We start from the raw sequence: 10,684 nt of genomic DNA on the forward strand, positions 1-10,684 counted from the left end.
CACTGTAGCCCTCATCACCTGTACAAGCTATATCCTTAAGATGATTAGATTCTCTTCACCGTCTGCCCTGTGATGCTGCCAGACGATCCCCGCGGAGGTCACGAGATGCAGCGTTCCGTCTTCACCCCCGACCACGAGGAGTACCGCCGGCTGGCCCGTACCTTCGTGGAGAAGGAGTGCCTGCCCCACAACGACCGGTGGGAGGCCGAGGGCATCGTCGACCGGGCCGCCTGGCTGCGGGCCGGCGAGGTGGGCCTGCTCGGCCCGGCCGTGCCCGAGCAGTACGGCGGCGCCGGCATCGACGACCCCCGCTACGGCGCCGTCGTCGCCGAGGAGTTCGCCACCGCCGGCATCGGTGGTTTCGCCATCCAGCTGCACAACGACCTGATCGGCCCGTACCTGCTGGAGCTGACGACCGACGAGCAGAAGGCGCGCTGGCTGCCCGGCTACGTCCGCGGCGGGCTGATCACGGCGATCGCGATGACCGAGCCCGTCGCCGGCAGCGACCTGCGGGGCATGCGCACCACGGCGGTGCGCGACGGCGACCACTACGTCGTCAACGGGTCCAAGACGTTCATCAGCAACGGCATCCTCGCCGACCTGGTGGTGCTGTGCGCGAAGACGACCCGCGCGGACGGCGACCAGGGGATCAGCCTCATCGTCGTCGAACGCGACACCCCCGGCTTCGAGCGTGGCCGGCGCCTGGACAAGGTCGGCGCCCGCTCGCAGGACACCGCCGAGCTGTTCTTCACCGACGCCCGCGTCCCGGTCGCCAACCTGCTCGGCGAGGAGAACGAGGGCCTGCACTACCTGATGCGCAACCTGGCGAACGAACGCCTGTCGATCGCGATCTCCTCGGTGCAGAACGTCTTTCGCGCGCTGGAGCTCACGACCACCTACGTCCGCGAGCGCAAGGCGTTCGGCAAGCCGATCGGCAGCTTCCAGAACACCCGTTTCGTCCTCGCCGACCTGCAGGCCCGCGCGTGGATGGCCCGGTCCTTCGTCGACGCCTGCCTGGCCGCCCTGGCCGCGGGGGAGCTGACGGGGGTCGAGGCGGCGGCGGCGAAGCTGTGCGCGACCGAGCTGGAGGACGCCGCGGTGGACGCCGGAGTACAGCTGCACGGCGGCTACGGCTGGATGAACGAGTACCCGATCGCCCGGATGTACCGGGACAGCCGGATCAGCCGCATCCTCGGCGGTTCCAACGAGATCATGAAGGAGATCATCGGCCGCTCGATGCAGCTGGGCTGAGCGGCCGACGACCTGCTTCAGGCGGCCGGTGGGTCAGTTGTGGCGCAGCTCGTTGAAGGGTCGGTCGAGGTCGTGGGCGGGTTCGCGGGGCAGCCCGAGGATCCGCTCGCTGATCCCGTTGCGCTGCATCTCGTTGGTGCCGCCGGCGATGGCCAGGATCCGGCCGTTGAGGTAGTTCAGCGCCGTCGTCGACGCCTCGGTGTCCTCGGGATGCCAGGCGACGCCGGCGGCGGCGGCGATCTCCAGGCCGATCGACGCCCGGACCGGGTTGAGGGTGCCGGCGGCGAGCTTGGAGTACGAGCCCAGGTTCGGGTTGGCCGTCCCCGACTCGGCCTGGGCGGCGACGTAGGCGTCGAGCTGCTCCTTGACGAGGTCGATGACGTGAGCGCGGGCGATGAGCTGGCGGGTCACCGGGTCGTCCTGGCGGCCCACCCGCCGTGCCAGGGCGACGAGGTCGGGGGCGAGCTCGCGGGCGCCGGAGTGGCGGGGCGACTCGTCGGGGTCGCCGCCGAGCCGCTCGAAGACCATCATCGTGCGGGCGACCGTCCAGCCGTCCCCGACGGCACCGATCCGGTTGGCGTCGGAGACGACCACGTCGTCGAAGAACTCCTCGCAGAACTCCGAGCTGCCGTTGATCTCCCGGATCGGCCGGATCGTCACCCCGTCGCTGGTCAGCGGCACACCGAACCAGGTCAGCCCGCGGTGCTTCGGCACGGTCGGGTCGGTCCGGGCCAGGCACAGGCCGTAGTCGGCGTAGTAGGCGCCGCTGGTCCACACCTTCGACCCGTTGAGCACCCAGTCGCCCGCGTCGGTGCGGGTGGCCCGGGTCGACACCCCGGCGAGGTCGGAACCCGCGCCCGGCTCGGAGAACAGCTGCACCCAGATCTCCTCGCCGGACAGCATCCGCGGGATGTGGGTGCGGCGGAACTCGTCCGTGCCGTGGGCGAGGATCGTCGGCCCGCAGACCCGGGTGGTCGTCAGGCCCGCGATGCCCAGGTCCGCCACGACGTAGCCGCGGCTCTCCTGCGCGAAGATCTCCTCGTGCGCGGGGGTGAGGCCCTGCCCGCCGAACTCCGCGGGCCAGGTGATGCCCGTGTACCCGCCCTCGTGGACGCGGCGCTGCAGGTCCCGTTGCTGGGCGACCCGCTCGGGGGAGAGGTTGGCGGCGTCGCCGCCGCGCAGGCGGGCCGGGGCGTCGTCGTCCCTGGGATCCAGGTTCGCCGCGAGCCACGCCCGCACCTCGCGCCGGTAGGCCTCGAGATCGTCCGCTGTCTGCCCGCTCATCGCTCTGCCTCCGCTCATCGCTCTGCCTCCGATCGTCGCGGTGTGCTCATCGGTCGTCGCTCTCTCTCACCGGCCGGGCAGCTCTCTCCTACCGGCCGGCAGCTCTCTCACAGGCCGTGCAGCCGGCAGATGCGTTCGCGGTGCCAGGCGGGGTCGCCGAACACGACCCGGTCGGTCGCCAGCCGGCGCAGGTAGAGGTGCAGGTCGTGCTCCCACGTGTAGCCGATGCCGCCGTGCAGTTGCAGGCAGCCCTGGGAGACGTCGATCGCGGCGTCGCCGACGAACGCCTTAGCCGCGCTGGCCAGCTCCGCGGCGTCCGGCGTCTGCTCCTGCACGGCGGTGAGCGCTCCCGTGGCGATGGCGCGGCTGCACTCCACCGCGAGGCTGAGGTCCGCGAGCTGGTGTTTCACCGCCTGGAACGAGCCGATCACCCGGCCGAACGCCGCGCGGTTGCGGGCATGCTCCAGCGTCATCGCGAACAGCTCGCCGATGGCGCCGACCATCTCGGCCACCGTCAGCACCGCGGCGACCTGCAGCAGCCGCTCGCCGAGGTCGTCGCCGCCGATCTGCCCGACCACCGCGGAGGCGGGCACGGCGACGTCGCGCAGGACCAGCTCGGCGTACCGGTGGGTCAGGTCGAGCCCGGCCAGCGGCTCGATGCTCAGCCCGGGGGCGTCGGCGGGCAGCAGGAACAGCGCCGGGCGGCCGTCCACCGCGGCGCTGACGAGGAACCAGCCGGCCAGGTGGGCGTCCTGGACGAGGCCCTTGGTTCCGGACAGCACGAAGCCGGTCCCGTCGCGGCGGACCGCGACGCCGGCCGAGGCCTCCCAGCCACCCGCCGGGTCGCCGAGGGCCCAGGCCGCGAGGGCCTTGCCGCCGGCGAGGTCGTCGAGCAGGGCGCGCTGCTCGCCGGTGCCGCCGAGCGTGATCGCCAGCGCCGCGACGTTCGACCCGACGATTCCCCCGGGCTGCAGGTACCGGCCGCGCTGCTCGGCGATGAGGCCGGCGTCGAGGACCGGCTGACCGGACGGGCTGCCGCCACCGTGTTCCTCGGGCACGAACAGCGCCAGCCAGCCCAGTTCGCCGATCTCGGTGAAGTAGCCGCCGTCGAGCTCCTCCTCCCGCTGCGCCACCCGGCGCACCGTCGAGACGGGGCAGGTCGACCTGATGAAGCGCTCGGCCGTCTCGGCGAACAGTTTCTGGTCCGCGGTCACACCCGGAAGCACGGGCGGTCTCCTCTCGATCCTGGGGCGCCGGTGGCATGCCCTCGTCCAGCAAACGCCGTTCGTCCAGCAAACGCCGTTCGGTCCGGCGGCGCTCGCGGCACGGGACGGCCTGGTCGGTCGGCCAGGCGCCCGGGCGGGCCGCGGGGCCGCTGTCGGGCCGACCAGTGACGCAGCCGACCGCTCGTGCGACTGCCGTGATAGCGACTATTAAGGTAGCTTACTCAAATCATCTATCTGATCCAACTTAAGGAGTGGACGTGAAGGTCGACGTTGGTCTGTGGGCCGATCTTGACGACATCGCCAGCCGATCACGCGAACTCGAGTCCCTGGGCTACGACGCGCTCTACGTCCCGGAGACCGCGCACGACCCGTTCCTGCCCGTGGTCCTGGCGGCTCAGGCAACCGAGCGCGTCATGATCCGCACCGGCGTGGCCGTCGCCTTCCCGCGCAGCCCCATGCACCTGGCGATGGTCGCCAACGACCTGCACACCATCAGCAGGGGCCGGTTCGTCCTCGGGCTCGGATCGCAGGTCAAGCCGCACATCGAGAAGCGCTTCAGCGCCGTGTGGTCCGAGCCGGCCAAGCGCATGCGGGAGATCGTCCTGGCCATCCAGGCGATCTGGCGGTGCTGGAACGACGGCGAGCGCCTCGACTTCCAGGGCGAGTTCTACCAGCACACCCTGATGACGCCGTTCTTCAACCCGGGGCCCAACCCGTACGGGACGCCTCGCATTCAGCTCGCCGCCCTCGGGCCGCGCATGACCGAGGTCGCCGGTGAGGTCTCCGACGGGATCCTGCTGCACGGCCTGTCCTCCGAGCGGTTCGTGCGCGAGGTGACCCTGCCGGCGCTGGAGCGGGGCCTGGCGCGCGCCGGGCGCAAGCGTTCGGACGTCGAGCTGACCTTCCCCACCCTCATCGCCACCGGCGACACCGAGCAGGAGCTGGCCGAGTCGGAGAAGAAGCTGCGCCAGCACTTCGCCTTCTACGCCTCCACCCCCGCCTACAGCGCGGTCCTGGAACTGCACGGCTGGGGCAGCCTGCAGCGTGACCTCTACGAGCTGACCCGCGACGGCCGCTGGCAGGATCTCGGTTCGCTCGTCACCGAGGAGGTGCTGGAGGTCTTCACGGCGCGGGGCACCCCGGAGGACATCCCCAAGCAGATCCGGGCCCGCGTCGGCGATATCGCCGACCGGGTGAGCTTCTACTCGCCCGCCCCCATCACCCCCGAGGTGATCTCCCGCATCCTCGCCGGCCTGAAGGACTGACACCGGTTCACCGCGGCGGCGGGTCGCGGCGTGCCGAGCGCGGTGTGCCGGGCAGAGTGCGCCGGACGCGGTGCGCCGGACGCGGTGTGCTGCAGCCCGCACCGTTACGGACTGCGATGGCGGCATGGGGGCCGGGCTGAGATGGCGGCCCGGTCCGCCGCGGCCGTCACCCGAGCCTGAACGGGCTGTCGGGGCTGGACGGGGATGTTAGTTGTGGCTAACTTCGACTGGGTTAGCGGACGCTAACGTGCGGGCGGCTCCGGCATGGCGCCGCCCACTGCTGCGGGAGGCGGGTGCGCGGGTGGACAAGGTGGTCGCGAGTGCGGCCCTGGCGGTGGCCGACATCCCGGACGGGGCGTCGCTGGCGGTCGGGGGGTTCGGGTTGTGTGGCATCCCGAGTGTCCTGATCGACGCGCTGCTGGCGGCGGGGGTCAGCGGTCTGGAGACCGTCAGCAACAACTGCGGGGTCGACGACTGGGGGCTCGGCCTGCTGCTGCGGGCCGGGCGGATCCGGCGCACGACCGGGTCGTACGTGGGGGAGAACAAGGAGTTCGAGCGCCAGTTCCTCGCCGGGGAACTGGAGGTGGAGCTGGTGCCGCAGGGCACGCTCGCCGAACGGCTGCGGGCCGGTGGGGCGGGGATCCCGGCGTTCTACACCCCAGCGGGGGTGGGCACGCAGGTCGCCGAGGGCGGCGTCCCGCTGCGCCACGACGCCTCCGGTCGCGTCGCGCTGGCGTCCCCGCCGAAAGAAACCCGGGTGTTCGACGGCACCGAGTACGTCCTGGAGCGGGGGATCGTCTGTGACTTCGGGTTGGTGCACGCCTGGCGCGGCGACCGGCACGGCAACCTCGTCTACCGGGCGAGCGCGGCGAACTTCAACCCGCTGTGCGCGGCGGCGGGCCGGGTGACGATCGCCGAGGTGGAGGAGCTGGTGGAACCCGGCGAGCTCGACCCGGATCAGGTGCACACCCCGGGGATCCTGGTCCAGCGAGTGGTGTACGCGCCGGATCCGGAGAAGCGGATCGAACGCAGGACGGTGACGGCGTGACGCTGACACGGGACGGGCTGGCCGCACGGGTGGCGCGGGAGCTGGTCGACGGCCAGTACGTCAATCTTGGGATCGGGCTGCCGACCCTGGTGCCGGGCCATCTGCCGGCGGATGTGACGGTGGTGCTGCACAGCGAGAACGGCATCCTCGGGGTCGGCCCCTATCCGACCGCGGACCGGGTCGACGCCGACCTGGTCAACGCGGGCAAGGAGACGGTGACGGTCCTGGCGGGCGCGTCCTACTTCGACTCGGCGACGTCGTTCGGGATGATCCGCGGCGGGCATGTCGACGTCGCGGTGCTCGGCGCGATGCAGGTCTCCGCGCAGGGTGACCTCGCGAACTGGATGATCCCCGGGAAGATGGTCAAGGGGATGGGCGGCGCGATGGACCTCGTGCACGGCGCCCGCCGGGTCATCGTGATGATGGAGCACGTCGCCCGCGACGGGACCCACAAGCTGGTGCGGGAGTGTTCCCTGCCGCTGACGGGCCGCCGCTGCGTGCATCGGATCATCACCGATCTCGCCGTCCTCGACGTGGAGCCCGGCCTGGGCCTGGTGCTACGCGAACTCGCGCCGGGCGTCACCGTCGACGAGGTCCGCACCGCCACCGGCCCCGACCTCACCGTCCAGCTCGGCTGACCCGTCCAGCTCGACTGACCCGTCCAGCTCGACTGACCCGTCGGACGCAGACCCCCGCATCGGCATCGGTGGCCGCGGTGGCGGCGTCAGCGGTGCGTCACGAGCCGATCGGCGCGCTCGGGTCGGCCAGGTCCTCGGCCGGCTCGGGTGGGCCCTCGACCGTGCGGACCGGGATCACTCCCGCCCAGTGGGGCAGGGCCAGGTCCTCGGGGTCGTCCACCGGCCCGCCTGTGCGCGCCTTCAGCGTCACCTGGGTGGCGGGGTCGTCCAGGGCGACGGCGAGTACGGCGGTCGCGGCCAGCTCCCGGCGGTTCGCCGGCCGGCAGGCGCCCGAGCGACCCGGTGCGGTCCGGTCGACGAACGTGGCGAGCACGGCGCGCTTGTCGTCCTCGTCGAGCACGGCCGAGGCGAGCCCGCGGATCAGCACCGACCGGTAGTTCACCGAGTGGCGGACGGCGGAGCGGGCCAGCACCAGCCCGTCGAGCAGCGAGACCGTGACGCAGATCGGCAGGTGGCCGGCACGGCCGGCGGCCAGTACCCGGGCGCCCGCCGAGCCGTGAATGTAGAGGGTGTCACCGCGCCGGACGTGCAGGGTCGGCAGGACGTGCGGCCAGCCGTCGACGACCACGCCGACATGGCAGATCCGTGCCTCGTCGAGGACGGCGTGGATCCGTTCAGTCTCGCGGTGAATCCGGTCCCGCGCCCGGGTGGGGGCGAGATGCGCGGATCCGGCCGGTGGAGTCTGCATGCCTGCAGCCTGGCATCGCCGCGATGCCCCGCCCACCGGATTTCCGGGCCCAGCGGGGTACCCGGGGCGAGGCCCACGCGTACCTGTTCCACCGGGTGGAGCGGCATCCCGGACGGCTATCCGACAGCCCGTCGATCCAGCCACGGAAACGGGACATACTGACCACGGGTCGCAACGTCGGTCAGGGGAGCGTGCGTGTCGTCAGGTAGACGTCTTGGGCTCGGAGCCGGTGCCGTCGTCGGAGTGTTGGCGGTGATCTTCGGTCTGGTCGTGGGGGCGAGTGCGCTCGGTTCGTTCGCGTCGACGTCGGGCGGGCAGATCGCGGTGGTCCGCAACGGTGGCCCGTTCGACAATCACCGGATCCGCCAGATCGTCAATCCCGCCTCGTCGAGAACCTACGTCGGCCTGTATTCCTCGATGCACAACTATCCGGCGCAGCAGCGTTACTACACGATCACGTCCGTCGCCGGTGAGGGCGACCGTGGCAAGGTCGATGTCGTGACGACACCGTCGAAGGACGGTGTGAGCATGGGGATCGAGGGCACGTTCTACTTCACCCTCAACCTCGACCACGACGTCATACGCCGGTTCGACGACAAGTTCGGCACCAGGAAGTTCCCGCTGGCGAGCAAGGGTGGGAAGCTTTACTACGCCTGGTCGGGTGACGACGGCTGGTCCGCGTTCCTGGGCGCCATCATCCGGCCGGTCATCGACAACGACCTTCGTGAGCAGATCAACAACTTCACCTGCGCCGACCTCGTCTCCTCCTGCGCCTTGGTCCAGATGGGCGCAAACCAGCAGGCCGGGGCCCAGACGGCACTCAACGCGGCGTCGAGCAACGGCAACATCCAGGCCGTCCAGAACGCGATCAACAAGTCGCTGGCCACCGACCTCAACGACAATCTCGGTGGCCCGTTCCTGGAGAACCTGCGATTCACCCTCGCTCGGGTCACACTGCCGGAGAACGTCCAGGGGGCCGTGAACAGCGCCCAGGCGGCGTTTGCGCGGATTACCGAGGCGCAGGCGCGAGTCGCCGAGGCGAAGGCGGAGGCTGAGGCGAACCGCCAGCGCCAGTCGGGCTATGCGCAGTGCCCGGCCTGTGCCAAGATCGACGAACTCAAGGCGATTCCGTCGAACGTGACGACCTACGCGCCCGGCGCGGAAGTCGCGGTCACCGCGGGTAAATAGCTCCACCGGGGGTCGGGCGGTCGGTCCTCACGGATTCCGCCCGCCCGGTATACGCGGTGGCGAAAGATCGTCGATGTTCGAGGGCGCCCGACGTGTCTCTGTCGCAGGGATCATTCGCCACGATCATCACGTCCCGGGTTGCGGTACTCGACGGTCGCCGCGGCCGTCGCCATCGCGTGCAGCGTGGTTGCCCTGACCGCGGGATCGAGGGCGCCGGAGCTGTGCGGGGTCGAGTTGATCAGGCCGAAGATCGCGTGGGCGCGGACGCGGGCGGCGGGAGCGGTCAGCTCCGGGCGCAGGCGACGCAGCACGCCGACCCACAGTTCGACGTAGGCGCGTTGCAGCCGCCGGACCTCGTGCTCGTCCGGCGCTGGCAGGCTGTGCAGGTCACGGTCGTGGATGACGATCAGGTCGGGGTTGCCGACGGCGAACTCGACATGCCGGCGGACCAAGCGGTCGAGGGCGTCGGACGCGCTCGGTTCCGCGCTCAGCACGGCCTGGGCCCCGTGGAGCAGATGCTCGCTGATGCCCACGAGCAGCTCCGTGAGCATCGCGTCCTTGCTGGCGAAGTGGCGGTAGATGCCGGGCCCGCGGATGCCGACGGCGGCGCCGATCTGCTCGATGCCGACCCCGCGGAACCCCCTCTCGGCGAACAGCTGCGCCGCCGCCTGCAGCAGGTCGTCCCGGCGCCCGGTGCGAGGCCGCCTGACCGGCGAAGCCGCGGTGGGGGCCGGGTCGGGCTCGATCGCGGCCGGCGCGGAAGCGGGATCCTCCACCTCCGCGAGGGCGGGAGAGCCGGCGGCGTCGGAGAAGGTGGGGATCAGACCTGCCGGGGGCGTCACCCGGGTGGCACGCGACGGCACGATGTGGTCCTCCTCCGGGCAGAGGTTACCAAGCGTCGTCCACCGGTCGGCGGCTGGAAGTACGTAGGCAGGGGGCGGGCGTCCTGGCCAGGCCGGACGGTCGACGGGAGTGTTAGCGCGCGCTAACATCTGGACCCATGTTAGCGACTGTTAACGTCGGCGACGGTCCGGCCGCCGCACGCGCACGGGCAGCGGCGGCGGAGGACCTCACCGGGCCACCGCTGCGCAGCGCCGTCGACGCCGCCTCGCCCGCGGCGCGCGGATACGCCGAGACCCACGCGGCGCTCGTCGCCGAGCTGCGCGAGCGGCTCGCCGCGGCGGCCCTGGGCGGCCCCGAGCCCGTCCGGCGCCGGCACGTCGAGCGCGGCAAGCTGCTGGCGCGCGAGCGCATCGAGGTGCTACTCGACCCGGGCAGCCCCTTCCTGGAACTGTCCCCGCTGGCCGCGGACGGGATGTACGACGGCGACGCGCCGGCCGCGGGCATCGTCACGGGAATAGGCCGGATCGCCGGGCGGGAATGCGTCGTCGTCGCGAACGACGCGACCGTCAAGGGCGGGACGTACTACCCGCTGACGGTGAAGAAGCACCTGCGGGCGCAGGAGGTGGCGCTGCACAACCGGCTGCCCTGCGTCTACCTCGTCGACTCCGGTGGGGCGTTCCTGCCGATGCAGGACGACGTGTTCCCGGACCGGGAGCACTTCGGCCGGATCTTCTACAACCAGGCCACGATGTCGAAGGCCGGCATCGCCCAGATCGCGGCCGTGCTGGGCTCGTCGACGGCGGGTGGGGCCTACGTCCCGGCGATGAGCGACGAGACGGTCATCGTCCGCAACCAGGGGACGATCTTCCTGGGTGGGCCGCCGCTGGTCAAGGCCGCCACCGGGGAGGTGGTCGCGGCCGAGGACCTCGGCGGCGGCCTGCTGCACGCGAAGACCTCCGGGGTCGTCGACCACCTGGCCGACGACGACGCCGACGCCCTACAGACCGTGCGCCGGATCGTCGCCAGCCTCGCCCCGAGAACGGCGCGGCCCTGGCCGGTCGCGGCAGTCGAGGAGCCCGCCGTGGACCCGGCCGGTCTGTACGCGGCGGTGCCGACGGATTCGCGCACGCCGTATGACGTGCGGGAGGTGATTGCGCGGATCGTGGATGGGAGTCGGTTCGCGGAGTTCAAGC

The 10,684-nt window shown here is 71.4% G+C and carries 10 protein-coding genes; 6 read left to right on the forward strand and 4 right to left on the reverse strand.

Annotated elements, in window-relative coordinates; genetic code table 11:
• Nucleotides 1-105: 105 nt before the first annotated feature.
• Nucleotides 106-1,251 carry an acyl-CoA dehydrogenase family protein gene (locus NBZ83_RS07770; protein WP_261570372.1) on the forward strand — a complete coding sequence of 382 codons (1,146 nt, stop codon included), beginning with the start codon at nt 106-108 and terminating at the stop codon, nt 1,249-1,251.
• 33 nt (nt 1,252-1,284) lie between these two features.
• Here the strand turns inward: NBZ83_RS07770 and NBZ83_RS07775 are convergent, their stop codons facing one another.
• Together NBZ83_RS07775 and NBZ83_RS07780 are read right to left on the reverse strand one after the other, a co-directional pair.
• Nucleotides 1,285-2,535: an acyl-CoA dehydrogenase family protein gene (locus NBZ83_RS07775; protein ID WP_261570373.1), complete on the reverse strand. Its 1,251-nt coding sequence runs from the start codon at nt 2,533-2,535 to the stop codon at nt 1,285-1,287.
• A 107-nt stretch (nt 2,536-2,642) separates the two neighbouring features.
• Nucleotides 2,643-3,761 carry an acyl-CoA dehydrogenase family protein gene (locus NBZ83_RS07780; protein ID WP_261570375.1) on the reverse strand — a complete coding sequence of 373 codons (1,119 nt, stop codon included), beginning with the start codon at nt 3,759-3,761 and terminating at the stop codon, nt 2,643-2,645.
• Nucleotides 3,762-4,018: 257 nt separating this feature from the next.
• Between NBZ83_RS07780 and NBZ83_RS07785 the strand changes: the two genes are divergently transcribed.
• From NBZ83_RS07785 to NBZ83_RS07795, 3 genes are all read left to right on the forward strand, one after another.
• The gene (locus NBZ83_RS07785; protein WP_261570376.1) at nt 4,019-5,026 is read left to right on the forward strand and encodes an LLM class F420-dependent oxidoreductase; all 1,008 of its coding nucleotides are present in this window, start codon (nt 4,019-4,021) and stop codon (nt 5,024-5,026) included.
• Nucleotides 5,027-5,327: 301 nt separating this feature from the next.
• Nucleotides 5,328-6,074 carry a CoA transferase subunit A gene (locus NBZ83_RS07790; RefSeq protein WP_261570386.1) on the forward strand — a complete coding sequence of 249 codons (747 nt, stop codon included), beginning with the start codon at nt 5,328-5,330 and terminating at the stop codon, nt 6,072-6,074.
• Nucleotides 6,071-6,712 carry a CoA transferase subunit B gene (locus tag NBZ83_RS07795; RefSeq protein WP_261570378.1) on the forward strand — a complete coding sequence of 214 codons (642 nt, stop codon included), beginning with the start codon at nt 6,071-6,073 and terminating at the stop codon, nt 6,710-6,712. Before NBZ83_RS07790 ends, NBZ83_RS07795 begins: the two co-directional genes overlap by 4 nt.
• Before the next feature lie 97 nt (nt 6,713-6,809).
• On the opposite strand, the gene NBZ83_RS07800 is transcribed toward NBZ83_RS07795, so the two are convergent.
• The gene (locus NBZ83_RS07800; protein ID WP_261570379.1) at nt 6,810-7,460 is read right to left on the reverse strand and encodes a pyridoxamine 5'-phosphate oxidase family protein; all 651 of its coding nucleotides are present in this window, start codon (nt 7,458-7,460) and stop codon (nt 6,810-6,812) included.
• Between the two features lie 252 nt (nt 7,461-7,712).
• Between NBZ83_RS07800 and NBZ83_RS07805 the strand changes: the two genes are divergently transcribed.
• Complete coding sequence (locus NBZ83_RS07805; RefSeq protein ID WP_261570383.1) at nt 7,713-8,648, forward strand: SPFH domain-containing protein; 936 nt, start codon at nt 7,713-7,715, stop codon at nt 8,646-8,648.
• Between the two features lie 110 nt (nt 8,649-8,758).
• On the opposite strand, the gene NBZ83_RS07810 is transcribed toward NBZ83_RS07805, so the two are convergent.
• Nucleotides 8,759-9,511 carry an SACE_7040 family transcriptional regulator gene (locus NBZ83_RS07810; RefSeq protein ID WP_261570384.1) on the reverse strand — a complete coding sequence of 251 codons (753 nt, stop codon included), beginning with the start codon at nt 9,509-9,511 and terminating at the stop codon, nt 8,759-8,761.
• 137 nt (nt 9,512-9,648) lie between these two features.
• Here NBZ83_RS07810 and NBZ83_RS07815 point away from each other — a divergent pair.
• Nucleotides 9,649-10,684 (forward strand): carboxyl transferase domain-containing protein (locus NBZ83_RS07815; RefSeq protein WP_308203385.1); only part of this gene is annotated, 1,036 nt, incomplete at its 3' end.

The organism is Frankia gtarii, assembly GCF_025403375.1.
In the GTDB taxonomy this organism is placed as follows: domain Bacteria; phylum Actinomycetota; class Actinomycetes; order Frankiales; family Frankiaceae; genus Frankia; species Frankia gtarii.

Coding starts and splice junctions, on each gene's coding strand:
- NBZ83_RS07770 (WP_261570372.1), top strand. CDS start 106: ATGCAGCGTTCCGTCTTCACCCCCGACCACGAGGAGTACCGCCGGCTG.
- NBZ83_RS07775 (WP_261570373.1), bottom strand. CDS start 2,535: ATGAGCGGGCAGACAGCGGACGATCTCGAGGCCTACCGGCGCGAGGTG.
- NBZ83_RS07800 (WP_261570379.1), bottom strand. CDS start 7,460: ATGCAGACTCCACCGGCCGGATCCGCGCATCTCGCCCCCACCCGGGCG.